Origin of the sequence: Streptomyces roseofulvus, from assembly GCF_039534915.1 — a bacterium.
GTDB classification, from domain to species: domain Bacteria; phylum Actinomycetota; class Actinomycetes; order Streptomycetales; family Streptomycetaceae; genus Streptomyces; species Streptomyces roseofulvus.
On sequence record NZ_BAAAWE010000001.1, the window covers coordinates 6,832,543 to 6,858,522 of the forward strand.

The following is a 25,980-nucleotide window of genomic DNA, read 5'->3' on the forward strand; positions in this document are numbered from 1 at the left end:
ATCACCGTGAAGTAGGCGAGACCGCCCAGGATCGTCACGACACAGCCGAGGAACACGGCCCTCATGCCGTCAGCCTCCCTTCACCGAGCAGCGGTACGGTTCGTCCTCCGAGCCCGGTTCCTCGCAGCCGGCGGCCGTCACCCGCCAGCCCGCGTCGAACTGGGACAGGAACAGCGTGTCGCCCGTCATCCGGAGCAGCGCCTCGCGCCCGTAGACGTCGACGCCGCGCGCGAGCCCCGCCGTCGGCAGCCCCGCCTCGCGCAGCCCGACCGGGCACGGCGTCCGCCCGTCCTCCTCGACCTGCTCACGGGTCTCCGGGGCGAGCAGCCCGCACCCGGTCCGGTAGTCACCGGCCGACAGCGCGGCGGCGAACCGCCGCCCGGCGTCGGTCGCGCCGTCCTCGCGCGCCGCGGGCGCCCCGCAGCCGCCGAGCAGCAGCACGGCCAGCAGGGCACCGGACACGCGCCGGACCGTCGTCGTTCCCGTCATGCGGCCACCGTCATGCCCCCACCCTGCCCGCCCGGGCCGCGCGGCCCCGAGACGCCGGGCGGCGCGCCGGGGCGGCTTCACCCGATCGCCCCCGCGCGGCGGCCTCAGTGGGCCGCCGCGCCGAACTCCGCGTGCTGGGTGCGGTGCGCGAAATCGCTGTCACCGGGCGCCGGTCTCCCGAGCATCCGGCGGCGCGCCAGGGACCTGGCCTCCCGCATCAGGCTCCGGAACTCCTCGTCGGTGAGCCTGGGCCGGCAGCTCGTCCCCGGGTCGGCCGCCCCGCTCCGCGGATGCCCTCGCATCGTCCTCGCCGCCTTCCCGGCTCGATCTCGTTCCTGCACCGCGTCTACCCGGTACGCCGCGCGTCAGCCGCGCCCGGGGCACCGGAGACGGCCGGCCGGCGACACCGCAGCCCGGCCCCTCGCCACTCTCGTCTGCCGCCCCCGGGCCTTCGGCCTCGCCGCACTCGACGCCATGCTCCGCGAGGCCCGCGCCCCCGAGGTCCACGACTGGCCTGCTCGACACCGTCGAGGCGGAGACGAAGGACGCCCCCGACCGGTTCCAGGGGTCGATGAACCACTGCCTCGCCCGGATCGGCGTCGAACACCCTCGCCATCGGCGCACGCCTGGAGGTCCTGGAGGACGAGGACTACCCCACCTCGCCGGGCCGCACCTCCCCGTACGCCCGCACCTGGATCGCCGAGGCGGTGCGGCGGCGCGAAGCCCAGGACACGCCGAACCGGCGTCACCACGAAAGGTGGTGACGCCGGGTCAGGCGCCGCTACCTGCCGGACCAGGCGTTGCGGATCGACACCGTCGACGTGTTGCCCTGCCGGTCGGTGATCTCGGCGGCGAGCGAGATCCCGGCGCCCTTCGCCGGGTTCCTCACCACGATCCGGCCGTCGACGACCCGCACGCCCTGCCAGGTCGTGCCCTCGTCGTAACTGACCTTCACCGTCAGGGACGCGAGGTTCCCGCCGGCCGCCGCGCCCTGCACGGTCACCGGGACCGTCGCCCAGGCCCGCGCCGGGGCCCGCGAGGAGAGGTCGACCGGGGCCGCGAAGCGGACCGTGGACACCGGCAGCGCCGTGGTGGCCGCGACCTCCTTCGACCGGAACGCGAAGGAGGCGTCGATCCGGGTGGACGCCCCGGCGACCGCGGCCGCCCGCTCCACCGACGTGACCAGCCGGTACTCGGCCTCGGCGCCGTCGACCACGAAGGGTTCCGTGCCGCTCAGCGGATCGTCGTTCGCCGCGACGCGGACACCGTCGCGGTAGAGCGTCGTCGTGGCGGAGGAGTAGGGCGTCATGCCCACGTGCCCCCGCCCGTCGGCCAGCAGCGGGACGGCCCCGACCAGGTGCTGCTCGCCCGTCGCCGGGTCGGGAGCCGTACGGAAGACGCCCGTGCCCTCGCCCAGGAGCGGGCCGAACACGCCGGTGTTGAACCGTTCCCGGTACGTCCGCCCCGCCTCGTACCGGCGCGGCGCGGTCATCGCGTACCCGCCCTCGAAGGCCGGGTAGCCCCACTCGTCGGGCGCGCCCAGCTGGTTGAACCGGGTCAGCCAGCGGACGCCGTCGGCGGTCGAGACGCGGAAGGTGCGGGTGCCCGGCGCCGGCTGCGGGGCGGAGAAGCCGTTGCCCTCCGGCGCTCCGGGCAGGTGCGCGTACGGGGAGGCGAGCGCGGACTTGCCGGGCGCGGAGGCGCCGAGGCCGACCTTCAGCGTGGCGAACTCGTCCGCCTCGGCGTGCCGGGTGTAGCCGGTGGCGAGGGTGTCGGTCCTCCCGCCGTAGGCCACCGCGTACTGGCTGTCGCCCTCCCCGCCGTCGGCGTCGTCGAGGAAGTGCGCGTCCCAGGTCTGGAGCAGCGTGCCGTCGGTGACGGCCGGGCCCCGGTGGGCGGTGCGGAAGCCGGTGAAGCCGCGCAGGACCCAGCCGCTGCCGACCCGGCCGATCTCGGTGTTCCGCTCGTAGTACGTGCCCGCGTAGTCCGCCCGGTCGATCCCGGGCACGGTCAGCTCCACGGGCGCGGTCGTCCGCGCGTCGACCGTGACCGTGGTGTCGCCGGAGACGTCCAGCTTCGGCTGGGCGATCCAGTCGGTGCCCTTGGCGTAGTCCGAGGGGTCCTCGTAGACGGCCGTGTCGAGCGTGTACGTCCCCTTCGGCACGCGCAGCGTGTGGCTGCCGGGCTCGCTGTCGATCCGGGCCTGGAAGCCGGCCGCCGGACCGGCGACGCCGGTCAGGGTGTTGGCGAAGTCCCGCGCGTCGGCGCCGTCGCGGCCGAGCGTGCGGACGGTGAGGTCGTACGACTCGGCCTCCCGCACGGCCACCGCGGCCGTCCGGACCGACTGCCCCGCGCCGGTGGCGGTGACGTACCCCGAGTAGGTGCCGTCGGCCTCGCCGAGACGGGTGTCGGCGACCAGGTCGACGGCCGCCGTCCCGCCCGCCGGAACGGTCACCCGGGGCGCGCCGAGCGTGAAGAAGCCGCCGGGGGCGGCCTCGCCCGCCGGGTCCAGGCCGGACACCGACAGGTCGAGGGTGACGTCCGCCGTCCCGAGGTTGCGGTAGACGAGCTTCCGGGTCACCGGCCGGTCGTCGGCGTGCGGCCACCGGGCCGTGCCGAAGTTCAGCGACACCGCCTCGGAGACCACGGTCCCGGCGAGCGCCCGGTCGGCCTGGATCCGGCCCGTGCCCTGCTGGAAGGCGGTGAGACCGGCGCTGCCCTGCGCGGACCCGGCCAGCGCGGCCTTGAGCTCGGCGCCCGTCCAGTCGGGGTGCCGCTGCTTGAGGAGCGCGGCCGCGCCCGCCACGTGCGGGGTCGCCATCGAGGTGCCGTCGAGCCGGAGGTAGCCGGGCGCCGGGTGCGGGGTGCCGGGCCGGACGTCGAGCGCGCTGCCGGGCGCCGCGGCCGCCGTGACGGCGACCCCGGGCGCGGTCACGTCCGGCTTCACGGCCCCGTCGCCGACGCGCGGACCGGTGCCGGAGAAGGGGGCGAGCCGGTCCTCGTGGTCGACGGCGCCGACGGTCAGCGCCGCGTCCGCGGTGCCGGGGGAGCCCACCGACGACGGTCCGGACTCGCCGTCGTTTCCGGCGGCGACCGCGAACAGGACGCCCTTCTCCGCGGACAGCCGGTCGATCGCCGCCTCCAGCGGGTCGACGCCGGGGCTGTCGGGGGCGCCGAGGCTGAGGTTGACGACGTCGGCGCCCTCGGCGACCGCCCACTCCATGCCCGCGAGGACGGCCGAGTCGTCGCCGTACCCCTCGTCGTCCAGGACCTTCCCGCTGATCACCTCGGCACCCGGGGCCACGCCCGTGAACCGGCCGCCGGACCGGGCGCCGGTGCCGGCGGCGATCGACGCGACATGGGTGCCGTGCCCGACGCGGTCGACCGCGTCGGGGGAGGCGGAGAAGTTCTTCTCGCCGACGACCCGGGTCCTCAGGTCCTCGTGGGTCCGGTCGACGCCGGTGTCGAGGACGGCGATCCGCACGCCGGTGCCGTCGTAGCCGGCCTCCCAGGCCCGGTCGGCGCCGATCTGCCGGACACCGCGGTCGAGGCGCGCGCCCCGCACCCCGTCCAGCCAGACCGTCGCGACGCCGGCGGCGGTGGCCCGCGCGCCGTCCGGACGCCGGTCGGTCAGCGCCTCCCACACCCGGGCCAGGTCGTCCGGGGAGGCGAGCAGGGCGTCGGCGCCGAGGGTCGGGAAGGTACGCCGCAGTTCGGTGTCGCCGGCGGCGCGGACCTGCGCCCGGGCGGCGCCCGCGCCGCCCTCGTACCGGACGATCAGCTTGAGCCCGGAGCCGTGGCTCGCCCGCAGGCGGGGGTCGGTGAGCACGGAGAGGTCGAAGAGCCGCTGGTCGAGCCGTCCGTCGGCGATCAGGCGCCGGGCGTCGGCGGGCACCACCAGGGTGCGGTCGCCGGTGCGCCGCACCTCGACGGGTATGCGTTCGCGGCCGGGGGCGGCCTCGAACCGCACCATCCGGCCCCCGGCGTCCACCACCACGCGGTCGCCGGTGACGAGCGGGACGCGCTGGTCGCCGCCGATCCGCGCGGGGGCGGTGGTGCGGTCGGGTGCGGGGGTGCGGGTGGTGTCGTACGGGGTGGTGGCGGCGATCGCCGTGGCCGGGACGGTCATGCCCGCCACGAGGGCCACCGAGGTGGCCGCCGCGATCGTGAAGGCGCGTGCTTTTCGCACGGGTGCGCGCAAGTCTCCCCCAGGTTCGGAGATGAGGTGAGTGGTCGAGTTCCGGCCGTCGGCGCGAGCGGCGCCCGGCGGTCGGTCAGCGCAGTATGTGAGGTCACCGGGGTGTGATCAACGGCGTTGGGGGAGCGGCGGGTTGGAGCGTATGCGTTCCGGCCACGCCGGAGGGCGCGGGTGCGATGGGGTGACGACCGGGGTGTGACGAGCGTGTGACACCCCTGCGATGCCTGTGCGACCGCGGCGCCCGCCGGCACCCCCGAACCCCAGGTGCCGGCCGCTTTCCGGGCGCCGGCGCCGCCCCGACCGGAGGGCCGGTCTCCGATTGGCCGTATCCGGGCCGTGGCAGGCCGGTCCCGTCCGAGCCGTTGACGTCCCCGCGTCCCGCCCGTCAGGATGTCCACCGCCCCCGCATGGGAGCGCTCCCATGCCTGCTCCGTCACCCCCACCGAGGAGCCCGCACGTGAACCGACGCAGAACCGCCCTGCTCTCCCTGTCGGCCCTGCTCGCCGCAGGCCTGACCGCGGTGCCCGCCGTGCCGGCGGGCGCCGACGAGACCGAACGGATCAGGAACGGCGGCTTCGACGCGGGCGCCGACTCCTGGTGGACCAGCGGCGTCACCGCCGGGACGGACGGCGGCGCGCTCTGCGCCGACGTGCCCGGCGGCACCGTGAACCGCTGGGACGCGGCGGTCGGCCAGAACGACCTGACGCTCACTCAGGGCGAGACGTACCGGATCTCCTTCCACGCGACCGGCACCCCCGCCGGCCACTCCGTCCGCGCGGTGGTCGGCCTCCAGGTCGCCCCGTACGACGCCTACCACGAGGTCGTCCCGCAGCTCAGCGTCTCCGGCGACACCTACACGTACACCTTCGCCTCCCCGGTGGACACCACCCAGGGCCAGGTCGCCTTCCAGCTCGGCGGCGCCGCCGACCCCTGGCGGTTCTGCCTCGACGACGTCTCCCTGCTCGGCGGGGTGCCGCCGGAGACGTACGAACCCGACACCGGCCCCCGCGTCCGCGTCAACCAGGTCGCCTATCTGCCCCGGGGACCCAAGAACGCCACCCTGGTCACCGAGGCGACCGAGCCGCTCCCCTGGCAGCTGAAGAACGCCCGCGGCACCGTCGTCGCCCGCGGCCGGACCGTCCCGCGCGGCCTGGACGCCTCCTCCGGCCAGCGCGTCCACTCGATCGACTTCGGCCGCCACCGCGCGCCCGGCCGGGGCTTCACCCTCGTCGCCGACGGCGAGACCAGCCACCCCTTCGACATCGGCACCGAGGCCTACGACCGACTCCGCGTGGACGCCGCGAAGTTCTACTACACCCAGCGCAGCGGCACCCCCGTCCGCGACGACCTGCGTCCCGGCTACGGCCGCGCGGCGGGCCACGTCGGCACCGCCCCCAACCGGGGCGACGACCGCGTGCCCTGCCAACCCGGCCTCTGCTCCTACACGCTCGACGTCACCGGCGGCTGGTACGACGCCGGGGACCACGGCAAGTACGTCGTCAACGGCGGCATCTCCGTCTGGCAGCTCCTCTCCACCTACGAGCGCGCGCTGCACGCCCGCACCGGCCGCCCCGAGGCCCTCGGCGACGGCACCCTCACCCTCCCCGAGAGCGGCAACGGCGTCCCCGACATCCTCGACGAGGCTCGCTGGGAACTGGAGTTCCTGCTGAAGATGCAGGTCCCGGACGGCGAACCGCTCGCCGGCATGGCCCACCACAAGGTCCACGACGAGCAGTGGACCGGCCTGCCGCTGATGCCCGCCGACGACCCCCAGAAGCGGGAACTGCACCCGCCGACCACCGCCGCCACCCTCAACCTCGCCGCGACCGCCGCCCAGGCGGCCCGTCTCTACGACGCGTACGACCCCCGGTTCGCCGCCACCGCGCTCGCCGCCGCCCGCACGGCGTGGGCCGCCGCTCTCGCCCACCCCGACGTCCTCGCCTCCGAGAACGACGGCATCGGCGGCGGCGCCTACGCCGACCGGAACGTCGCCGACGAGTTCTACTGGGCCGCCGCCGAGCTGTATCTCACCACCGGCGAGAAGGAGTTCGAGGACCACGTCCTCGCCTCCCCGGTCCACACCGCCGACATCTTCGGACCCATCGCCTTCGACTGGGCCGGCACCGCCGTCCCCGCCCGCCTCGACCTCGCCACCGTCCCCAGCCGCCTCCCCGGCCGCGACCGGGTCCGCCACTCCGTCCGGACCGGAGCCGACCGCTACCTCGCCACCCTCCGGGCACACCCCTACGGCATGCCGTACGCCCCCGAGGGCCAGAAGTACGACTGGGGCTCCACCCACCAGATCCTCAACAACGCCGTCGTCCTCGCCACCGCCCACGACCTCACCGGCGGCGCCAAGTACCGCGACGGCGCCCTCCAGAGCATGGACTACGTCCTCGGCCGCAACGCCCTGAACCTCTCCTACGTCACCGGCTACGGCGAGGTCAGCGCCCGGAACCAGCACAGCCGCTGGTACGCCCGCCAGCTCGACCCCGCCCTGCCGCACCCGCCCGCCGGCTCGCTCGCCGGAGGCCCCAACTCCAGCATCCAGGACCCGGTCGCCCAGGCGAAACTGAAGGGCTGCGTCGGCCAGTTCTGCTATGTCGACGACATCCAGTCCTGGTCCACCAACGAGCTGACCGTCAACTGGAACGCGGCCCTGACCTGGATGGCCTCCTTCACGGCCGACCAGGGCTGACGGCGGCCGCCCACGGCATCGGGGAGCGGTGAGTATCCGTACTCATGAAGGAGTTCACCGCTCCCCCCTACCGTGGCGGACATGTCCCTGAAGGAGGAGAGGGCCGAACAGGCCCTGAGGAACGAACGGACCACCGTCTTCGGCTGGCTGAGCGTGGGCCTGCTGGTCCTCGCCGGTGCCGCGGCCGCGTTCCTGGCCGTGTGGACGGTGGAGGCCGTGGCGCCCGTCGAGCGGCACCACGCCGTCATCATGAAGGTCGACGACGATCCGGGCCTGTCCGACGGACACGAGCGGTTCGACTACGTGGTGGAGGCCATGACCACGGACGGCCGCGTCCTCGCCCTGGCCGCCGGCCAGGAGCGGGTGAACCACCTCTCCCTCGGCGAGCCGGTGATCGTGACGCTCTCCCGCGCCACCGGCCGACCGCTCTCCGTCCGGAGCCGGGACGGCGTGGTGGAGCTCCACCACCACCCGTGGGCCGTCCTCGCCGTGGTCCTGACCGGCCTGTTCACGGCCGTCGTGGCCTGGAGGGTCCGCCCGCTGCTGCGGGCCGCGTCGGCGGTGCTGCCCTTCGCGCCCCGGCTCGTCACCGCCACGCTCACCGCCGCCGCCCTGCTCCTGGCCGGGAACGCCCTGCTCGACGCCGAGACCCACGGGGACAGCCGGCACGTGGCCGACGGCATGGGCATCTACCGCGACGCGAAGTCCTTCCCGAAGCAGGTGGTCCCCACGGGGCGGGAGGCGCGGCTCGACGACCTCCACGTCACCGCCCGGGGGCCCGCCGCGGACAGCGTCCCGGCCGGCGACGACACCCGGCTCCGGATCGTCTCCGTCCCCCTCACCGTCCGCAACCCGACCCCCGCCGACGTCCCGTGGGTGCCGGTGAAGCTCATCGGGGAGGGAACGGGCGAGCCGCAGCTGCTCCGCGGCGGCCGGTGCGGCGACGAACCGGGCGCCTCCGACGGCTCGTTCGCCCGCGGCGAGACCACCGGCCGCCTCTGCTTCGCCGTCGCGCAGGGCTTCGAACCCCGCTACCTCATCCTGACCCGAGGCGGCACGACCCTGGCGCTCGACGTCCGCGCCGGCGCGCACGCGGCCCGCTAGTCCGCCGCCGCGCCGCCGGGCGGCGGGACGAGGTGCACGTCGTACCGGTCCTGTTCGGGCAGCAGGACCGAGAACGGCTCCTGCCCGGACTGGATGCGGCCGAGCGCGGGGAAGTAGCCGAACCGGTCGACGCCGGGCGTCAGGACCGCCGGCACGTCCGCCGTCGAGCCCCGCACGGCGCCGAAGGAGTGCGGCACCCCGGGCGGGACGACGACGAGCCCGCCCGCGTCGACGCGCCCGGTCCGGCCGTCCAGCGTGAACCGCTGACGGGCCCCGCCCTCACCCCTCCCGGCCCGCCCTCGCCGCCCGGAAGGCGCGCCGGTACGCGGCCGGCGTGGTGCGCAGGGCCTCGTGGAAGCGGCGGCGCAGGTTCACGGCGGAGGAGAGACCGACCCGGTGGGCGATGGTCTCCACGGGCAGGTCCGTCTCCTCCAGCAGCGCCCGGGTCGCGTCGATCCGCCGGTCGAGCAGCCACCGCCCCGGGCTGATGCCCAGCTGCTCGGTGAACCGCCGGGTCAGCGTCCGGGGCGAGACCCGCGCCCGGGCCGCCATGTCGGCGACCGACACCGGCTCGTCGAGGTGCTCGCCCAGCCAGTCCAGGAGCGGCGCCAGCGAGTCCGCGGCAGGACCGGCCGCCGGCAGCTCCGCGTACTGCAGCTGGCAGCCCTCGCGGTGCGGCGGCATGACCATCCGCCGGGCGATCCGCGTCGCGTACGCGGCGCCCTGGTCGGCGCTCACCAGATGCAGGCACAGATCCACCCCCGCCGCCGCGCCCGCGCTCGTGGCGACGGAGCCGTGGTCCACGTAGAGCACCGCCGGATCCACCCGGACCCGGGGGAAGCGGGAGGCCAGTTCGGCGGCGCGGGCCCAGTGCGTGGCGGCCCGCCGCCCGTCCAGGAGCCCTGCGGCGGCCAGGACGAACGCGCCCGCGCACAGGCCGACGACCCGCGCCCCGCGCGCGTGCGCCCGCCGCACCGCCGCCACCACGTCCGGCGACACCTGGCCGCCGTCCGGCGGCCCCCAGCCGGGCACGAGCACCGTGTCCGCGCGCTCCAGCGCCTCCAGGCCCGCCGTGACCAGCATGGCGTACCCGGAGTCGGTCCCGACCGGCCCCGGCCGCTCGGCGCAGACCTCGAACGCGTACCGGGCCGGGACCGCCGGGCCGTGATCACCGAAGACCCCCGACGCGCAGGCCAGCGGGAAGGCCGGCTGGGGCGGCTGCAGCAGCGCCACGACCCGGTGCGGGGAGGGGAGTTCGGTCCGGGGGAGGGGCGTCATGGCGCGAAAGTACCCCATCGTGTCGTTCGGGACACTGGGGAGGCCACGGGGGCCGGTCCAGCATCGGAGGGTGACCACCCAGCACCCCGACGCACCGGCGCCGACCGCCCCCGCGCACCCTCCCGTCCGCCGACTCCCCTTGTGGGACCGGCGTTTCACCCTCTACTTCACCGCCCGCGCGGTCTCCCAGCTCGGCGACGCGATGATGCCCGTCGCCGCCGCGCTGGCCGTCGGCGCGCTGTACGGCGTGACCGGCGTCGGACTCGTCCTCGGCGCCTGGACCGGCACCTTCGTCCTGCTGGTCCTCGTCGGCGGCGTCCTCGCCGACCGGTTCGGCGCCCGCCGGATGATGGTCGGCGCCGACCTCGTCCGGGTCGCGACGCAGGGCGTGCTGGCCGTGGCGTTCTTCGCCGGCAGCCCGCCGTTCTGGCTCCTCCTGTCGATGGCGGCGGTGGCCGGTGCGGCCGTCGCGATGTTCCTGCCCGGCGTCAACGGGATGGTCCCGCTCGTCGCCCGCGACCCGCACCGCGCCAACGCCACCCTCAAGGTGGCCGACGCCCTCGCCCACCTCCTCGGCCCGGCCTGCGCGGGCCTCCTCATCGCGCTGACCGACGCCGGCACCGTGTACGCCCTCGACGCCGCCACCTTCCTCGTCAGCGCCGGCTGCCTGGCGCTGCTGCGGCTCGCGCCCGCCGCGCCCGACTCCCCGCCGCGGACCGGGAGTTCGCTCCGCCGCGACCTGCGCCGCGGCTGGCGGGAGTTCCGCGCCCGGACGTGGATGTGGGCGGTGATCCTGATCTGGGTCGTCCACGGCGTGCTCGTCTTCGGCCCGCTGGTCCCGCTCGCCTCGGCCCTGGTCGGCGCACGCCTCGGCCCCGACGCGTACGGCCTCGCGGTCTCCTTTCTGGGCGTGGGGACGGTGCTCGGCGGTCTCGTGGCCCTCCGGATCCGCCCCGCCCGTCCCCTTGCCGCCGGCGCCGCCGCGATGGTCCTCTACACCGCGCTGCCGCTGTCCGTGGCCCTCGACGCCGGCCTGCCGCTGCTCCTGACCGCCCACGCCACGGCGGGCGCGGCCCTCGCCTTCTGGTCGGTGATGTGGGCCACCAGCGTGCAGACCCACACCCCGCCCGAGGTCCTCAACCGCGTCAGCGCGTACGAACTCGCCGGCTCGGTCTCCGGCATCTCCGCCGGCCAGATCCTCGCCGGCCCCGCCACCGGCCTGACCACCCCGCACCACTTCCTGCTGCTGTCGGCGGCCACCTGCGTCGCGGCGAGCGCCGCCCTCCTGGCCGTGCCCGCGATCCGCACGCTCCGGCGCGCCGTGTAGGAAGGGTCAGCGGGCGTCCGACGGCGACTCGTCCCAGTCCCAGCTGCCGACGTACGCGGCCGTGCCCGTCCTGCGGGCCTCCGCGAAGGCGGCGAGGCGGGCGAAGTCCCGCGGGGGCATCAGGGCCCGCCAGTCCTGGAGCGGCAGGACGCGGACCTCGTCGTGCTCCGCCGGGTCGAGGACGAGCTCCGCGATCTGCCGGTCGGTGAGCCGCCCGCCGTCGAAGACGTACCCGGCGCTGGCCAGCGGCCACGCCGCCCCCGGCAGGCCGAACACGGCCGCGAGCAGCCGCGGGGGTCCGGACACCGTCAGCCCGGTCTCCTCCGCGGTCTCCCGCACGGCGGTCTGCCACGGGCGCTCGCCCGCCTCCGCCGTCCCGCCCGGGAGCTGCCAGGGGTGTTCGGCGCTGTAGACGGCATGGAGCTGCACGGGCCGCTCGTCCATGTCGGTGAAGTACACGGCGCCGAACAGGGTGGCCTTCGGCAGCGTCGCGACGAACTCGTCCACGGGCAGGGGGTGCATGTCGGCCTCCGGGAGACGGGGAGCGAGTGGTTCGCCCGGTCCAACGAGCCACCCCGCCCGACGTGCACAGGTGTTTCGGACGCGCTGCGTCGGACCCCCCGGCGGGCGGGCCACGAGCAGCGGCGGGACGGGGTCGGTCAGGGTCGCCGAGACCAGCGCGCCGCGCAGCGCCGGGTGCGGGGACGGCCGCGCCGAAGCCGCCGTCGGCGCCCGGCCGCCAGTCCGTACGTGGGGGTGGCGAGGACCGCGTCGGGCGGCGGCGCAGCGGCGGCAGGTGGTGCCGGCCGGCGACGTGGGCCCGGCGCGGTTCGGCCCGGGCGAGGACGAAGGTGACGGTGAGGGCGAGCCGGACGGTCACGCCGAGGGCCGGCACCCGGTGCGGCCAGGCGCTGCGGAGCGGCACGCGGGGAGCCGTGACGCCGACCGGCGCCGCGTGACCCGGCGGGGCGGGGGCGCCGGTCAGCCCTCGGTCCGCCGCTCGGCGTCGCGGAGCGCGGTGCGCAGCGCGGCGAGTTCGTCGGCGTCGAGGTTCTCCACGAACCGCGCGAGGGCGGCCGTGCGGTCCTCGCTGGCGTCGAGGCCGTCCTCCATGAGGGCGGCCGCGTACGCCTCGCGGGTGGCGGCGGCGCGGTAGAGCCAGACGCGTCCCTCGCGGGTGCGGGTGAGGTGGCCCTTGTGGAAGAGGATGCCGGTCACCGTGGTGACCGTGGTGTACGCGATGTCGCGGTGACGGTTGATGTCGTCGACGATCTCGCGCACGGTGGCGGCGCGCCGCCACCGCCAGAAGCGGTCCATGATCTCCGCTTCCAGCTCCCCGAGCCGACGCATCCGTGCCCGTCCTCTCCGCAGGTCCCGGTGCCGCTCGCGGCCCGGGCCCCCGTTGCCTCGACCGGCCTCATGGTAGTCGGGCCGGTCGCGGCGGCCGGGCGGGCGGCTCGGGCACCGGGGACCGGGAACACCCGCGCGCCGCCCGTCAGTCACCCGCCCGCGCGGACCGCGCCCGTAGCGTCAGCACCGCGTACAGCCCGCCGGCGACGACCAGACCGACGAGCCAGCCGAAGTCGTCCAGCGGGGCGAGGAAGGGAAGCAGCGGGCCGTCCGCGCCGGTGCCCTCCGGTGAACCACCCACCGCCAGCACCCCGCCCGCCGCGAACGCGACCACGGCGCGCCAGTTCCAGCCGCCCGTGTACCAGTACGGCCCTCCGGCCCGGTAGAGATCGGCCGGCCGCAGCCGTGTCCGGCGCACGATCCAGTACTCCACCGCGAGGATGCCGGACACGGTGCCGAAGAAGCCCTCGGCCAGGCTCGCCCAGGACAGCACCTCGTAGTCGCTGCTGCTCCGCGCCCACCACGCGACGGCCGTGCCCGCGAGGGCCGCCAGCACCGCCGCGCCCCGGAATCCGAGCACGGACGGGGCGGTGCTCGACAGGTCGTACCCCGCCGACACCAGGTTGAGCCCGAGGTTGCCGCAGAGCGTCGCCACGATCAGCATGGCCGCGGCGACGACGCTGCCACCCGGCATGTCGGACAGCGCGTGCACGGTGAGCGAACCGGAGTAGCCGTCCGTGCCGTACGCGGACAGCGACATCAGCGCCATCGTGTACAGCAGGATCCCCGTCATCAGGACGGGCAGCAGCAGCCCCACCCCCAGGCGCCGCCCGGTGCCCTCCGCGCGCCGGCCGGAGGAGCCCAGATGCACCAGATCGGGCACGGTCAGTCCGACCGCCGCGAACAGCGCCGTCGCGGAGGCCAGGGCCGGGGCGGCCGCCAGCCAGAAGTCCGCCCCCCAGCCGATCGGCCGCGCCGGCTCGGGCAGCACCGGCCCCGTCCCGTGCGCGGACGCCCAGAGGAACGCCACGACCAGCCCCACGATCAGCACGGGTGCGGCGAGGTCCGCGAACCTGCGCAGCCCGTTCGGACCCTTCGTGATGATCCACAACTGGAGGGCCAGGAACACCAGGTAGGCGGGGTTGAAGAAGCTGTCGCCGTCGTATTCGCCCAGGCCCCCGGTCAGCAGCTGGATGCCCTGGACGCCGAGATCGGCCTGGAAGCCGAAGAAGACGCACGCCGAGGCGAACCTCAGCAGGGCCGGCAGCGCGGCTCCCCTCACCCCGAAGGCACTGCGCGCGAAGACCGCGAACGGCACCCCGTACCGGTCGCCCGCGTGCTCCACCAGGAACGACGGCAGCAGGACCACGAACTGGGCCACGCCACAGATCAGCAGTGTCTGCGGCCAGGTGAACCGGTCCTGGCCCGGCATCCCGGAGAGCATCAGAGAGGCCAGGCTCCAGGACACGCAGACCCAGATGGCCGCGAAGTCCCACCACCGCCACCGGAACTCACCGGTCTCGGCGGGGAGCAGGTCCGCGTTGGCGAACCGCCGGTCCGGCGCCCCCTCCGCGTGCGCCTCCACCGTCCCGCTCACCACGACCCCCGCCCCGACCCGCGAGCATGCAGACGCGTCACGCGTACCCCCCCGTACTGCCGAGCGCCGTCCTCGTCCCGGACTCAGCATGGTCCCACGAAGTCCCCCTGCGCACACGGAAGTTGGGGCAGCCCCGGAACGACTTCCGACCGGACCCGGAAGATCGCCGGGGCCCCGGCCGAGGCCGCGTTGACGTCTTCGGTTGACTTGTGTGACGGCAGGGGCGGGTTGTCAAGCACGCGATGCCGGGGACGACGTGGCCGGATTGCGTGCCGTCCGATCGGGGCGCCGGGGCGCCCCGTGACCCCCACCGGCCCACACGCCGCCCGGCCTCCGGAGACCGTGGCGGAAAGCCGACGGGAAAGCCGGTAAACCACCCCCGAAACAAGATCACTGCATCGAGGTAATGCCCCTCGTCCGGCCGGGCACGCCGTGCTGACGGGCCGTTACTGTTCCCCGGGTCTGGACGGATGGCCAGACGCCCTCCCTCCATTCCCCTCCTCGACGGGTTCGGCGTGTCGCCGTGCCCGGTCACCACCTCGCTAAGGAGACCCCGGTCCGATGACCGTCGACACCAGCCCGGAAGCCCAGGCGGCACCGCCGCAGCAGTCCCTCAGCACCGACGCCGCGCGGAACCTCGCCAGCACCACCAAGTCCGCCCCGCAGATGCAGGAGATCACCTCCCGCTGGCTGCTGCGGATGCTCCCCTGGGTGGAGACCAAGGGCGGCGCCTACCGGGTCAACCGCCGGCTCAGCTACACCGTCGGCGACGGCCGGGTGGAGTTCGTCCAGGACGGCGCCACCGTCCGCGTCATCCCCCGCGAGCTCGGCGAACTCGCCCTGCTCCGCGGCTTCGACGACGTCGACGTGCTCACCGCGCTCGCCGACCGCTGCACCCAGCGCGACTTCTCCGCCGGTGACGTCATCGTCACCCGGGGCAACCCGGCCGGCGAGATCCACCTCCTCGCGCACGGCCGCATCAGCCAGATCTCCGAGGGCGCCTACGGCGACGACATCGCCGTCGCGGTCCTCGGCGACGGCGACCGCTTCGGCGAGAACGCGCTCCTCGACGCCGACGCCACCTGGGACTACACGGCCACCGCCGAGACCTCGGGCACCCTGCTCACCCTCTCCCGTGCCGACTTCGCCGCGGTGATGGCGAACTCCCCGGCGCTGCAGGCCCACATCGAGGCGTTCAGCACCCTTCCCGAGCAGGCGCAGAACAAGCACGGCGAGAAGGAGATCGCCATGTCCGCCGGCCACGTCGGCGAGGCCGTGCTCCCCGGCGCCTTCGTGGACTACGAGCTCAAGCCCCGCGAGTACGAGCTCTCCGTCGCGCAGACCGTCCTCAAGATCCACACCCGTGTCGCCGACCTCTACAACGGCCCGCACAACCAGACGGAGGAGCAGCTCCGCCTGACCATCGAGGCCCTGCGCGAGCGCCAGGAGCACGAGCTCGTCAACAACCGCGAGTTCGGCCTCCTCCACAACGCCGACTTCAAGCAGCGCATCCAGACCCACTCCGGCCCGCCCACCCCGGACGACATGGACGAGCTGCTCAGCCGCCGCCGGGGCACCAAGCTCTTCCTCGCGCACCCGCGCACCATCGCCGCCATCGGGCGCGAGTTCAACGCCCGCGGTCTCTACCCGGACCACGTCGACCTCGGCGGCCAGTCCGTCCCGGCCTGGCGCGGCGTCCCGATCCTCCCCTGCAACAAGATCCCGATCACCAAGGAGCAGACCAGCTCCATCATCGCCATGCGCACCGGCGAGGAGAACCAGGGCGTCATCGGCCTCCGCCAGACCGGCATCCCGGAGGAGTTCGAGCCCGGCCTGTCGGTCCGCTTCATGGGCATCAGCGAGCAGGCGATCATGTCGTACCTGGTCACCACCTACTACTCCGCCGCCGTCCTCGTCCCCGACGCCCTCGGCGTGATGGAGAACGTGCAGATCGCCCGCCGCCGCGACTGACGGCCCCGTCCGTCCCGGCTCCGGGACGGAGCACCACCCCACCCAGCAAGGAGCTACGGATGCCCGAGCCCGGGCTCTCCCCCCTGCCGGCACACCTGCCCGCGGCGGCGGCCCGCCTCGGGGCCGACGTCCTCGCCCGGGCCCTCGCCGGCCCCGCCGCCGAGGCGCCCGCGCCGGAGGCCGCACCCCGCTGGATCCCCGGCGGACCCAGCGGACTCGGCACGTCCAGCGTCTCGTTCGCCCGTCCGGCACCGCCCCCGGTGCCGGACGGGCCGCCGGACCCGGCCGCCGCCCCCTCCGCCGCCCCGGCGGCGGAGGGCCGGCCCATCCCCGGCCTCTACTTCCACCCCGTCCCGGACCCCGACCCCGCCCGGGTGGACGAGGTCAGCCGCCGGATCAAGGACTGGGCCGTCGACGAGGTCCAGCTCTACCCGGAGGAGTGGGAGGGCCAGTTCGACGGCTTCTCCGTCGGGCGCTACATGGTGGCCTGCCACCCCGACGCCCCGACCGTCGACCACGTCATGCTCGCCACCCGGCTCATGGTCGCGGAGAACGCCGTCGACGACTGCTACTGCGAGGACCACGGCGGCTCGCCCATCGGCCTCGGCGGGCGCCTGCTCATGGCGCACACCGCGCTCGACCCCGTCCACACCACCCCGGAGTACGCCCCGGCGTGGGCGGAGTCGCTCGGCTCGGACGCCCCCCGGCGCGCCTACCGCTCCGCCATGGAGTACTTCACCGCGGCCGCCTCGCCCTCCCAGTCCGACCGCTACCGGCACGACATGGCCCGCCTCCACATGGGCTACCTCGCCGAAGCGGCCTGGGCCGAGACCGACCACATCCCCGAGGTGTGGGAGTACCTGGCGATGCGCCAGTTCAACAACTTCCGCCCCTGCCCCACCATCACCGACACCGTCGGCGGCTACGAACTCCCGGCGGACCTGCACGCCAGGCCGGAGATGCAGCGGGTCATCGCCCTCGCGGGCAACGCGACGACCATCGTCAACGACCTGTACTCCTACACCAAGGAACTCTCCAGCCCCGGCGTCCACCTCAACCTCCCGGTGGTGCTCGCCGAGCGCGAGAAGCTCTCCGAACGCGACGCGTACCTCAAGGCGATCGAGGTCCACAACGACCTCATGCACGCCTTCGAGGCCGCCGCCACAGAGGTGGCCGCCGCCTTCCCCGTCCCCACCGTGCTGCGCTTCCTCAAGGGCGTCGCCACCTGGGTCGACGGCAACCACTACTGGCACCAGACCAACACGTTCCGCTACAGCCTGCCCGACTTCTGGTAAGCACCTACCGGCAAGAAATGGATTTCCCTGTGACCACCGAGCTCACCGCCACCGACGCCTCCGCGACCATCCCCGGCCCGGCGACGCCCTACCAGGGCGACATCGCCCGCTACTGGAACGCCGAGGCCCGGCCCGTGAACCTGCGCCTCGGTGATGTGGACGGCCTCTACCACCACCACTACGGCATCGGCGCCGTCGACCACGCCTCCCTCGGCACCCCCGAGGACAGCGAGTACGAGAAGAAGCTGATCACCGAGCTCCACCGGCTGGAGTCCGCCCAGGCCGAGGTCCTCCTCGACCACCTCGGGCCGATCACCGCGGCCGACACCCTCGTCGACGCCGGCTGCGGCCGCGGCGGATCGAGCGTCATGGCCCACCAGCGCTTCGGCTGCAAGGTCGAGGGCGTCACCCTCTCCTCCACCCAGGCCGAGTTCGGCAACAGGCGCGCCCGCGAGCTGGGCATCGACAGCCACGTCCGCGCCCAGGTCTGCAACATGCTCGACACCCCGTTCGAGAAGGGCTCCATCGCCGCCTCCTGGAACAACGAGTCCAGCATGTACGTCGACCTCGACGACCTGATGGCCGAGCACTCCCGCTTCCTCAAGGTCGGCGGCCGGTACGTCACCATCACCGGCTGCTGGAACCCCAAGTACGGGCAGCCCTCCAAGTGGGTCTCCCAGATCAACGCCCACTTCGAGTGCAACATCCACTCGCGCCGCGAGTACCTGAAGGCGATGGCCGACAACCGCCTGGTGCCCCAGGCCGTCATCGACCTGACCCCCGACACGCTGCCCTACTGGGAGCTGCGCGCCACCTCGTCGCTGGTCACCGGCATCGAGGAGGCGTTCATCGAGTCGTACAAGGACGGCTCCTTCCAGTACGTGCTGATCGCCGCCGACCGCGTCTGATCCCCTGCGCGGCCGGTCACCGGGCCGGGCCCGTCCTCGCGACGGGCCCGGCCCTCAGCCGTTCGCCGACCGCGCCGCGTTCCAGCCGGCCAGCTCCGCGGGCCGGTCCGTGATCACCCCGTCCACGCCCAGCTCCGCCAGCGCCCGCCAGCGCGCCGGGGCGTTCACCGTCCACACGTTCACCGCCACCCCCGCCGCGTGCAGCTCCGCCACCGCGCCCGGCCGGGCGGCGAGCCCCTTGTCCGACACGTGGTACGAGGCCAGCCCCAGGTCGCGGGCGACCGCGACCGGATCCGCGTCGAGCCGGTCGCGCAGCAGCGCCCGCGGCAGCTCCGGCGCCAGCTCCCTGACGTACCCCAGCGACACCGCGTCGAAGCTCTGCACCAGCACCCGGTCCGCCATCCGCTGCCCGCGCACCTCCCGGACGATCCGCGCCACCTCCGCCTCGGAGTGCGGCCCCTTGATCTCCAGGAGCAGCCGGCCGCCCCGCTCCCGCAGGTCCGCCAGCTGCGCGGCGAGCGTCGGCACCCGGGCGCCCGCGAACGACGGGGCGAACCAGGAGCCCGCGTCCAGCGCGTCGATCCGCGCCGACGTCAGCGCGCGTACCTGCCCCGTGCCGTCGGTCGTCCGGTCCACGGTCGCGTCGTGGATCACGTACGGCACCCCGTCCCGGCTCGGCCGGACGTCGTTCTCGATCCACTCCACCCCCGCCCGACGTGCCACCTCGCCCGCGGCCAGCGTGTTCTCCGGCGCCGCCGAGGAGGCGCCCCGGTGGGCGAACACCGTCAGGGTGGCGGCGGCGGGGACGGCGGCGGGAGCCGCGGCGGGTTCGTGGGCGGGCGCACCGGGGGGTGCCGCGGCGGGCGCGGGGGCGGCCACGAGCAGCGCGGTCAGCGCGGCGGCGGCCAGCGCGGCGCGGCGGCGGAGGCGTACGGGAGTCACGGCCGGTGATCCTAACCCGCGGCCGCCCGTCCCGCCGCGACGCACCGGCGCGGAACCCTTCGGTGATTCGTCCGGGTCTGCGGCATCGTGGGAGCGCGCCCGGAGCCGTGCCATGGGGGACACCGGCCGGGCCGAGAGACAAGGGGAACGCCACCCATGGACCACGGGACACGTCCGAGACCCGTCGACGTGGAGCGGAACGACACGACCGACCGGCCGGGACGCGGCCGGGGCGTGCTCGAAGGGGCCTTCGCCCTCCTCGACGCGCTGCGCCGGTGCGGCGACGAGGCCGGCGTCACGGAGCTCGCCCTCGCCTGCGGGGTGCCCAAGGGCAGCGCGCACCGGCTGCTCGACCAGCTCGTCACCGTCGGCGCGGTGGAGCGGCGCGGCTCCCGCTACCGCGTCGGACCGCAGCTCTACCGCCTCGGGCAGGCATGGGAGCCGCACCCGGGGCTCCGGCTCGCCGCCCGGCTGCCGGTGCAGCGGCTGCGCGCCGCGACCGGCGCCAGCGTCGTCCTCGCCGTGCTCCGCGAGGACCAGGCCCTCGTCGTCGCCTCCGCCCCGGGCGAGCTGGAACCGCTGGTGCCGGTGCGGAACGGCACCGCGTTCCGGCTCGACACCGCCGCCGGATCCGCGCTGCGCGGACCGCGCCGGGGCGGGCCGGTCCTCGACCGGGAGGACGTGATGGACGGGGTGTGCTGCGCCGCCTTCCCCGTCCGGGGCCGGGACGGGCGGACCGTCGCCGCGCTCGCCGCGATGGTGCCGGCCGGGCGGCGGCTCGACGCGCTCGGCGAGGCCGTCGCCGGCGCCGGGGCCGCCCTCGGCCGCGCCCTGACCCGCGGCGTGCCGCACCGCTCGATCCCGCCGGCCGCGCTCGCCCCCCACCCTCTCCGGGATTCGTTCCGTTGAGCGGAACGCGCGGAGAACGGGGCGGGGGAGAGGCGGCACAGTAAGGGACGTGCCGGGGGAACGGCACGCAGGAGAACAGGAAAACGCACACCTTCGGGGGAGACACACCATGCGCAGGAACCGCGTCGCTCGCGCCGCCGCCACCGCCCTCCTCGGGCTCGGCAGCATCGCCGCCTTCGCCGGCACCGCCCAGGCCGAGCCGATCGACTACGTGCGGATCGAGCTCTACGAGCTCCACTGCCAGCAGAACAGCGAGGGCGACCACGACGAGGCGTACCTCAAGATCACCGACGCCAACGGCAACGCCGTCAAGGTCTGGCCGGGCAACGGCATCAGCTACCAGACGATGGGCTCCGGCTACGTCCGCTCCATGGCGGACGGCAACGGCAACGCCGCCCTCATCCTCGGCAAGGAGCAGGCGCGCACCCTGACCCTGTGGGACAAGGACACCTTCGGCGGCGACGACAAGCTCGGCTCCACCCTGGTCACCGGCAGCGAGGTCGGCGCCGAGACCCAGTGGCGGACCGTCGAGGGCTCCGGCGGCGTCTACGTCATCGGCTACCGGGTCGTCGACATCTGATCACGCGTCAAGAACGGCTGAGGGCCGTGCCGGTGACCCGGCACGGCCCTTCCTCACGTCACGGCTCAGACCGCGTCGGGCGCGTGCAGCACGCCCGAGCGGGCCACCCCGGAGTACCAGCGGGCGCTGGTCTTGGGGGTGCGCCGCAGGGTGTCGTAGTCGACGTGGACCATGCCGAACCGCTTCGCGTAGCCGTACGCCCACTCGAAGTTGTCCAGCAGCGACCACAGGTAGTAGCCCCGGACGTCGATGCCGTCGGCGATCGCCCGGTGCACCTCCGCCAGATGGGCGTGCACGTAGGCGGTGCGCTCCGGGTCGTGCACCCCGCCGTCCTCGCCGACGACGTCCTCGTACGCGGCCCCGTTCTCGCTGATCACCAGCGGCAGGCCCGGGTACGCCTCCGAGGTCCGGCGCAGCAGGTCGTACAGGCCGGTCGGGTCCACCGGCCAGCCCATCGCCGTCCGCTCGCCGGGCGCGCGGTGGAAGGCGACCGAGTCGGCGCCCGGCCACGGCGAGTGGGCGCTGTCGCCGTGCCCGTCGTCCTGCGGCTTCTCCTCGCCCTCCGCGACGTGCGCCACCAGGGTGGGCGCGTAGTAGTTGATGGCGAGGAAGTCCAGCGGCTGGTTCGCCGTCGCCGTGTCGCCGTCCTGCACGAAGGACCAGTCGGTGAGGTGCCGGGTGTCGGCGAGCAGGTCCTCCGGGTAGGCGCCCTCCAGCATCGGGCCCAGCCAGACCCGGTTGCCGACGGCGTCGATCCGGCGGGCCGCCTCCAGGTCCTCGGCGGAGGTGGTGCGCGGCCGCACCTCGTGCAGGTTGAGCGAGACCGCGATCTGCCGGTCCGCCGGCAGGGCGGCGCGCAGCGCCTGGACGGCGAGCCCGTGGCCCAGGTTGAGGTGGTGGGCGGCGCGCAGCGAGGCGACCGGGTCGGTGCGGCCGGGGGCGTGCACCCCGGAGCCGTAGCCGAGGAAGGCGGAGCACCAGGGCTCGTTGAGCGTCGTCCACCGCTTGACCCGGTCGCCGACGGCGTCCGCGACGATCCCGGCGTACTCGGCGAACCGCTCGGCCGTGGCGCGCTCGGGCCAGCCGCCGGCGTCCTCCAGCTCCTGCGGCAGGTCCCAGTGGTAGAGGGTGAGGGCGGGCTCGATGCCGGCGGCGAGCAGCTCGTCCACCAGCGCCCGGTAGAAGTCCAGGCCCTTCTGGACGGCGGGGCCCCGGCCGGTGGGCTGGACCCGCGACCAGGAGACGGAGAACCGGTAGGCGTTCAGGCCGAGTTCGGCCATGAGGGCGACGTCGTCGCGGAACCGGTGGTAGTGGTCGACGGCCACGTCGCCGGTGTGGCCCTCGAAGACCTTGCCGGGGGTGTGCGAGAAGGTGTCCCAGATGGACGGCGTGCGGCCGTCCTCGCGGGCCGCTCCCTCGATCTGGTAGGCGGCGGTGGCCGCGCCCCAGAGGAAGTCGGAGGGGAACTGGCGGACGGCGGTGAGCGGCCGGGTTTCGGACGCGGTCATAGGAGAGAGCTCCCAACGCGGGGTGAGGGACGGCCCGTTCGGATCCGGCGACTGCGGCGGACCCGGACGGGGCCGAGAGGGTTGCGGTACGGAGGAGGGGGCGGGCCGGTCAGCTCTTGACCGCGCCGGCCGTGATGCCGCCCACGATGTGCTTGCCCAGGAAGGCGAAGACCAGCAGCAGCGGCACGGTCGATATGAGCGCGCCGGTCAGCACGATCGCGTGGTCCACGGTGTGGTTGCCCGCGCCGAGTCCGGCGAGCGCGACCTGGAGGGTCGGGTTGCCGTCCGGGGTGAGCGCGATGAACGGCCAGAAGAAGTCGTTCCACGCCTGCACGAAGACGAGCATGCCGAGCACGGCCATGGCCGGCCGGGCCACCGGGAAGACGACGTGCCAGATGACGCGGAGGCTGTGCGCCCCGTCCATCCGGGCCGCCTCGACCAGTTCGACGGGCAGCGCCTCGACCAGGAACTGGCGCATGAAGAAGACACCGAAGGCCGCGACGAGCGAGGGCAGCACCACGGACTGGAGCTGGTCGAACCAGCCGAGGTCGGTGATGATCTGGTAGAGCGGGATGACGCTGAGCTGCGGGGGGATCGTCATGGTGGCGACCACCAGCGAGAGCAGCATGCCGCGGCCCTTGAAGGGCAGCTTGGCGAAGGCGAAGCCGGCGAGGGTGGAGAAGAGGACGGTCGAGGCGGCCACCAGGCTCGCCACGACGGTGGTGTTGATCAGCGCCTCGCCCATGTCGACCTGGTCCCAGGCGAAGCTGAGGTTGTCGAGGAGGCGGGAGCCGGGCAGCAGCGGCGCCGGGGCCTGGACCACCCGGTCGCCGGTGTGCGAGGCGGCGACCACGTTCCAGTACAGCGGGAAGAGCGAGACGATCGTGGCGGCGACCAGCAGGACGTAGGTGAGCGGTCCGGCGTGGTGCTGCCGGCCCGCCGTCTGGCGGAAGCGGCGGCGCGCCGGGCGCTCGCCGGGCGTCTTCGGCTCGACGGTCGGGGTGGTGTCGAGGGTGCGGGCCATGGTCAGTCCCCCAGCTTCTTGCGGTTGCGGCGGGAGACGAGCGCCTGGATGCCGCCGAGGAGCAGCAGGAGCGCCAGCATGACCCAGGCGATCGCCGAGGCGGAGCCCAGCGCGCCGGTGATCCATCCCTTTTCGTACATCAGGAGGCTCAGCGTCTGGAACTGGTGGCCGCTGCCGCCGCTGATGCCGACGCTGCCGCCGAAGAGCATCGGCTCGCCGAAGAGCTGGGTGGCGCCGATGGTGGAGACGATGATGGTGAAGAAGATCGTCGGCCGGATGGAGGGGATGGTGACGCTGATGAACTGGCGCCAGCGGGAGGCCCCGTCCAGCGAGGCGGCCTCGTAGAGGTCCTGCGGCACGGCCTGCATGGCGGCGAGGTAGATCAGCGCGTTGTAGCCGGTCCAGCGCCAGGTGACGATCACGGAGATCGCGATCTGCGCCGGCCACTTGGAGTTGTTCCAGTCGATCGGCCCGATCCCGACCCAGTCGAGGAGGGTGTTGATCATCCCGTAGTCGGTGTTGAAGAGCTGGGCGAAGACCAGCGTCGCCGCCGCGATCGAGGTGGCGTACGGGGCGAGGATCGCGACCCGGAAGAAGCCGCGGCCGCGGAGCTTGTAGTTCAGCAGGTGGGCGAGGCCGAGGGCCATCAGCAGCTGCGGGACGGTGGAGATGACGCCGATGGTGAAGGTGTTGAGCAGCGCGTTCCAGAAGAACTCGCTGGTGGCGAGGTCCGTGTAGTTCTCCAGGCCCTTCCACTCGGCGGTGCCGCCGAGCTCGACCCGGTTGAGCGAGAGGTAGCCGGTGTAGATCAGCGGGAAGAGGCCGAAGGCGGCGAAGGTGAGGAAGAAGGGGGCGATGAAGACGTACGGGATCGCCTTGACGTCCCAGCGGTAGAGGGTGCTGCGCCAGCCTCCGGGGCCGGAGCGGCGGCGCCGGCCGCGGGGGGCGGGCGGGGAGGGCGGTGCGGCGGGCGGCGGGGTGCCGCCCTGCTCCGCCCGTACGGAGGTGGCCACGGGTGGCGTCCTTCCAGGTCGATGCGTGCGGTGGTGCGGACGGTGCCGGCCCGCCGCCCGTCGCTGGCGGCGGGCCGGCACACGGTCCCCGCTACTGGTCGATCTTGTCCTCGACCAGCTTCTTGACGTTCTCCCACGCCTTGGCCGGGTCGGTGCCCCGCTGCTCGATGTCGAGGATGCCGTTGTCGGTGAGGAAGGTCTTCACCTGGCCGTCGTAGCGGCTGATCACGGCGGGCTGGATGCCGGCCGCCGCCGAGGAGAAGATCTTGCCGACGGGGGTGTCGCCGAAGTACGGCAGCTTGGCGTTCTGCACGGTGGACGAGAGGAGGGTGTCCTTGGTGGACGGGATGTTGCCGTTCACCGCGAAGACCTTGGCGTGCTGCTCGGGGGCGGTCAGCCAGGCGGCGAGCTCGGCGGCCTCCTTGGCGTGCTTGCTCGCCTTGGGCACGGCGAGGAAGGAGCCGCCCCAGTTGCCGGCGACCGGCGGCGCGGCGATGTCCCACTTGCCCTGGTTGGCGGGGCCGGCCTGGTCCTTGATGATGCCGGTCATCCAGGAGGGGCAGGCGACGGTGGCGAACTTGGAGTTCTTGAAGGCCGCGTTCCAGGTGCCCTTCTCGTCGAACTGGCGCAGCTTGGCGGTGAGTCCGCCCTCGGCCGCCTTCACGCCGAGCTCCCACGCCTTCTTCACGCCGGGGCTGTTCTCCCAGTCGAGCTGGCCGCTGGAGTTCGCGTACTGGACCGGGTCGCTGGAGAGCACCGCGTTGAAGAGGCCGCTCGCGGAGTCGTGGAAGGCGGTGCCGGCCGGCGCGTTCTTCTTGTACGTCTCGCCGACCGTGAGGAACTTCGACCAGTCGCCGTTCCACAGCTTGCCGACCTCTTCGCGGTCGGTGGGCAGCTTGGCCTTGCCGAAGAGCTCCTTGTTGTAGCAGACGGCCATCGGGCCGATGTCGGTGCCGAGGGCGATGACCTTGCCGTCGCCGGTGGTGGCCTGCTTGACCTTCCAGTCGAGGAACTTGGAGGTGTCGGCGCCGCCCTCCTTGCTCAGGTCGACCCACTTGGAGGCCATGCTCTCGCCGGTGGCCTCGGCGATGTAGCCGACCTCGATCGCCTGGATGTCGGCGACGCCGCTGTTCTGGGAGAGGCGCAGCTTCAGGGTGTCCCAGTACTTCTGACCGTCGGAGACGTTCGACTCCTCGATCTTGATGTTCGGGTGGAGCCGCTCGTACTCCGCGTAGAGCTTCGCGCCCGTCTTGTTGTCGTAGCCGAACGAGCCGAAGGTGCCGACCCGCAGCGTGATCTTGCCGGCGTCCTTCCCGGCCTCGTCGTCCGTGTCGCTTCCGCAACCGGTGAGCAGGACCGTGCCGGTCACCACTGCGGCGACCGCCGCGGCGGCCGTGCGACGACCACGTCTGCTGCTGGAAGTGCGCATTCCACTCTCCTCGTCCAAGGTGGTGCTCGTTGTGCGCCAAGAGGTCCGGCCGGCTGCTCGCGGCTCGGCGGGCCCTGGGACCTGATGCAGGCTGTGCCGACTCCCCTGATGGGAGCGCTCCCACGTCGTTGCCGGAAGGTTGCCGCCGGGGAGGTGGGGGTGTCAAGACATGAACGCGGATTCGTTACCGGAAGGTGTTCGGCGGGTTTCGGGGCGCCAGGACGCGGGTCTTCACGTCATCTCCTGAACGCGCGCGTGGCGCGGCGGGAGGGCGGTGCTCTAGGGTGGGAGCGCTCCCATCCCGGTGGGGCCCCCGCGGGCCCCTTTCCACCTGCACGGCCGCTCCGCCCGCCGGAGGGT

The 25,980-nt window shown here is 74.1% G+C and carries 21 protein-coding genes and 1 pseudogene; 9 read left to right on the top strand and 13 right to left on the bottom strand.

Annotated elements, in window-relative coordinates:
• Nucleotides 1–69: 69 nt before the first annotated feature.
• Both ABFY03_RS31520 and ABFY03_RS31525 read right to left on the bottom strand, forming a co-directional pair.
• Nucleotides 70–489, bottom strand: a complete 420-nt coding sequence (locus ABFY03_RS31520) for a hypothetical protein (protein WP_346171420.1) — start codon at nt 487–489, stop codon at nt 70–72.
• A 104-nt stretch (nt 490–593) separates the two neighbouring features.
• Nucleotides 594–791 (bottom strand): hypothetical protein, encoded by a 198-nt coding sequence (locus ABFY03_RS31525; protein WP_346172381.1) that lies wholly within the window; start codon nt 789–791, stop codon nt 594–596.
• A 97-nt stretch (nt 792–888) separates the two neighbouring features.
• Here ABFY03_RS31525 and ABFY03_RS31530 point away from each other — a divergent pair.
• Nucleotides 889–1,253, top strand: a pseudogene (locus ABFY03_RS31530) (hypothetical protein); the annotation flags it as partial.
• A gap of 17 nt (nt 1,254–1,270) precedes the next feature.
• Here the strand turns inward: ABFY03_RS31530 and ABFY03_RS31535 are convergent.
• Entirely contained in the window at nt 1,271–4,618 is a 3,348-nt protein-coding gene (locus ABFY03_RS31535; RefSeq protein ID WP_386723555.1) for a S8 family peptidase, read from the bottom strand.
• Nucleotides 4,619–5,144: 526 nt separating this feature from the next.
• Here ABFY03_RS31535 and ABFY03_RS31540 point away from each other — a divergent pair.
• Together ABFY03_RS31540 and ABFY03_RS31545 are read left to right on the top strand one after the other, a co-directional pair.
• Nucleotides 5,145–7,385 (top strand): glycoside hydrolase family 9 protein, encoded by a 2,241-nt coding sequence (locus tag ABFY03_RS31540; RefSeq protein WP_346171422.1) that lies wholly within the window; start codon nt 5,145–5,147, stop codon nt 7,383–7,385.
• An 81-nt stretch (nt 7,386–7,466) separates the two neighbouring features.
• Nucleotides 7,467–8,489 (top strand): hypothetical protein, encoded by a 1,023-nt coding sequence (locus ABFY03_RS31545; protein WP_346171423.1) that lies wholly within the window; start codon nt 7,467–7,469, stop codon nt 8,487–8,489.
• On the opposite strand, the gene ABFY03_RS31550 is transcribed toward ABFY03_RS31545, so the two are convergent.
• Together ABFY03_RS31550 and ABFY03_RS31555 are read right to left on the bottom strand one after the other, a co-directional pair.
• Nucleotides 8,486–8,665 carry a hypothetical protein gene (locus ABFY03_RS31550; protein WP_346171424.1) on the bottom strand — a complete coding sequence of 60 codons (180 nt, stop codon included), beginning with the start codon at nt 8,663–8,665 and terminating at the stop codon, nt 8,486–8,488. The genes ABFY03_RS31545 and ABFY03_RS31550 overlap by 4 nt on opposite strands.
• Before the next feature lie 103 nt (nt 8,666–8,768).
• On the bottom strand, nt 8,769–9,767 hold the full coding sequence (locus ABFY03_RS31555) for a GlxA family transcriptional regulator (protein WP_346171425.1): 999 nt from the start codon (nt 9,765–9,767) through the stop codon (nt 8,769–8,771).
• Between the two features lie 70 nt (nt 9,768–9,837).
• Here ABFY03_RS31555 and ABFY03_RS31560 point away from each other — a divergent pair, with 70 nt between their 5' ends.
• Nucleotides 9,838–11,094 carry an MFS transporter gene (locus ABFY03_RS31560; RefSeq protein WP_346171426.1) on the top strand — a complete coding sequence of 419 codons (1,257 nt, stop codon included), beginning with the start codon at nt 9,838–9,840 and terminating at the stop codon, nt 11,092–11,094.
• A gap of 6 nt (nt 11,095–11,100) precedes the next feature.
• Here ABFY03_RS31560 and ABFY03_RS31565 read toward each other — a convergent pair whose 3' ends face one another.
• The 3 genes from ABFY03_RS31565 to ABFY03_RS31575 form a co-directional block, all read right to left on the bottom strand.
• The gene (locus ABFY03_RS31565) at nt 11,101–11,616 is read right to left on the bottom strand and encodes an NUDIX domain-containing protein (protein WP_346171427.1); all 516 of its coding nucleotides are present in this window, start codon (nt 11,614–11,616) and stop codon (nt 11,101–11,103) included.
• A gap of 459 nt (nt 11,617–12,075) precedes the next feature.
• A complete protein-coding gene (locus ABFY03_RS31570; RefSeq protein ID WP_319010397.1) occupies nt 12,076–12,444 on the bottom strand; it encodes a BlaI/MecI/CopY family transcriptional regulator in 369 nt (122 codons plus the stop codon).
• 145 nt (nt 12,445–12,589) lie between these two features.
• The gene (locus ABFY03_RS31575) at nt 12,590–14,041 is read right to left on the bottom strand and encodes a cytosine permease (RefSeq protein ID WP_346171428.1); all 1,452 of its coding nucleotides are present in this window, start codon (nt 14,039–14,041) and stop codon (nt 12,590–12,592) included.
• A 561-nt stretch (nt 14,042–14,602) separates the two neighbouring features.
• Here ABFY03_RS31575 and ABFY03_RS31580 point away from each other — a divergent pair.
• From ABFY03_RS31580 to ABFY03_RS31590, 3 genes are read left to right on the top strand one after another with little or no spacing between them, the layout of a single operon-like run.
• Nucleotides 14,603–16,012: a family 2B encapsulin nanocompartment shell protein gene (locus ABFY03_RS31580; RefSeq protein ID WP_346171429.1), complete on the top strand. Its 1,410-nt coding sequence runs from the start codon at nt 14,603–14,605 to the stop codon at nt 16,010–16,012.
• Between the two features lie 59 nt (nt 16,013–16,071).
• Nucleotides 16,072–17,307: a family 2 encapsulin nanocompartment cargo protein terpene cyclase gene (locus ABFY03_RS31585; RefSeq protein WP_319010400.1), complete on the top strand. Its 1,236-nt coding sequence runs from the start codon at nt 16,072–16,074 to the stop codon at nt 17,305–17,307.
• A gap of 29 nt (nt 17,308–17,336) precedes the next feature.
• Complete coding sequence (locus tag ABFY03_RS31590) at nt 17,337–18,215, top strand: geranyl diphosphate 2-C-methyltransferase (protein ID WP_319010401.1); 879 nt, start codon at nt 17,337–17,339, stop codon at nt 18,213–18,215.
• Nucleotides 18,216–18,269: 54 nt separating this feature from the next.
• Here ABFY03_RS31590 and ABFY03_RS31595 read toward each other — a convergent pair whose 3' ends face one another.
• Nucleotides 18,270–19,157, bottom strand: a complete 888-nt coding sequence (locus ABFY03_RS31595; RefSeq protein ID WP_346171430.1) for a glycerophosphodiester phosphodiesterase family protein — start codon at nt 19,155–19,157, stop codon at nt 18,270–18,272.
• Between the two features lie 156 nt (nt 19,158–19,313).
• Between ABFY03_RS31595 and ABFY03_RS31600 the strand changes: the two genes are divergently transcribed.
• Together ABFY03_RS31600 and ABFY03_RS31605 are read left to right on the top strand one after the other, a co-directional pair.
• Nucleotides 19,314–20,066, top strand: a complete 753-nt coding sequence (locus ABFY03_RS31600) for an IclR family transcriptional regulator (RefSeq protein ID WP_319010403.1) — start codon at nt 19,314–19,316, stop codon at nt 20,064–20,066.
• A 109-nt stretch (nt 20,067–20,175) separates the two neighbouring features.
• Nucleotides 20,176–20,646 carry a hypothetical protein gene (locus ABFY03_RS31605; RefSeq protein WP_319010404.1) on the top strand — a complete coding sequence of 157 codons (471 nt, stop codon included), beginning with the start codon at nt 20,176–20,178 and terminating at the stop codon, nt 20,644–20,646.
• Nucleotides 20,647–20,711: 65 nt separating this feature from the next.
• Here the strand turns inward: ABFY03_RS31605 and ABFY03_RS31610 are convergent, their stop codons facing one another.
• The 4 genes from ABFY03_RS31610 to ABFY03_RS31625 form a co-directional block, all read right to left on the bottom strand.
• Nucleotides 20,712–22,154 (bottom strand): GH1 family beta-glucosidase, encoded by a 1,443-nt coding sequence (locus tag ABFY03_RS31610; RefSeq protein WP_346171431.1) that lies wholly within the window; start codon nt 22,152–22,154, stop codon nt 20,712–20,714.
• 109 nt (nt 22,155–22,263) lie between these two features.
• The gene (locus ABFY03_RS31615; protein WP_319010406.1) at nt 22,264–23,178 is read right to left on the bottom strand and encodes a carbohydrate ABC transporter permease; all 915 of its coding nucleotides are present in this window, start codon (nt 23,176–23,178) and stop codon (nt 22,264–22,266) included.
• A gap of 2 nt (nt 23,179–23,180) precedes the next feature.
• Nucleotides 23,181–24,191 (bottom strand): carbohydrate ABC transporter permease, encoded by a 1,011-nt coding sequence (locus ABFY03_RS31620; protein ID WP_319010407.1) that lies wholly within the window; start codon nt 24,189–24,191, stop codon nt 23,181–23,183.
• 91 nt (nt 24,192–24,282) lie between these two features.
• A complete protein-coding gene (locus ABFY03_RS31625; RefSeq protein WP_346171432.1) occupies nt 24,283–25,620 on the bottom strand; it encodes an ABC transporter substrate-binding protein in 1,338 nt (445 codons plus the stop codon).
• Nucleotides 25,621–25,980 lie beyond the last annotated feature (360 nt).

Bases quoted from the DNA above. Each gene is read 5' to 3' on its own strand.
- ABFY03_RS31570 (WP_319010397.1), bottom strand. From the start codon at position 12,444: ATGCGTCGGCTCGGGGAGCTGGAAGCGGAGATCATGGACCGCTTCTGG.
- ABFY03_RS31600 (WP_319010403.1), top strand. From the start codon at position 19,314: ATGGACCACGGGACACGTCCGAGACCCGTCGACGTGGAGCGGAACGAC.
- ABFY03_RS31625 (WP_346171432.1), bottom strand. From the start codon at position 25,620: ATGCGCACTTCCAGCAGCAGACGTGGTCGTCGCACGGCCGCCGCGGCG.
- ABFY03_RS31520 (WP_346171420.1), bottom strand. From the start codon at position 489: ATGACGGGAACGACGACGGTCCGGCGCGTGTCCGGTGCCCTGCTGGCC.
- ABFY03_RS31615 (WP_319010406.1), bottom strand. From the start codon at position 23,178: ATGGCCCGCACCCTCGACACCACCCCGACCGTCGAGCCGAAGACGCCC.
- ABFY03_RS31565 (WP_346171427.1), bottom strand. From the start codon at position 11,616: ATGCACCCCCTGCCCGTGGACGAGTTCGTCGCGACGCTGCCGAAGGCC.
- ABFY03_RS31605 (WP_319010404.1), top strand. From the start codon at position 20,176: ATGCGCAGGAACCGCGTCGCTCGCGCCGCCGCCACCGCCCTCCTCGGG.
- ABFY03_RS31535 (WP_386723555.1), bottom strand. From the start codon at position 4,618: ATGACCGTCCCGGCCACGGCGATCGCCGCCACCACCCCGTACGACACC.
- ABFY03_RS31580 (WP_346171429.1), top strand. From the start codon at position 14,603: ATGACCGTCGACACCAGCCCGGAAGCCCAGGCGGCACCGCCGCAGCAG.
- ABFY03_RS31545 (WP_346171423.1), top strand. From the start codon at position 7,467: ATGTCCCTGAAGGAGGAGAGGGCCGAACAGGCCCTGAGGAACGAACGG.
- ABFY03_RS31525 (WP_346172381.1), bottom strand. From the start codon at position 791: ATGCGAGGGCATCCGCGGAGCGGGGCGGCCGACCCGGGGACGAGCTGC.
- ABFY03_RS31555 (WP_346171425.1), bottom strand. From the start codon at position 9,767: ATGACGCCCCTCCCCCGGACCGAACTCCCCTCCCCGCACCGGGTCGTG.
- ABFY03_RS31610 (WP_346171431.1), bottom strand. From the start codon at position 22,154: ATGACCGCGTCCGAAACCCGGCCGCTCACCGCCGTCCGCCAGTTCCCC.
- ABFY03_RS31585 (WP_319010400.1), top strand. From the start codon at position 16,072: ATGCCCGAGCCCGGGCTCTCCCCCCTGCCGGCACACCTGCCCGCGGCG.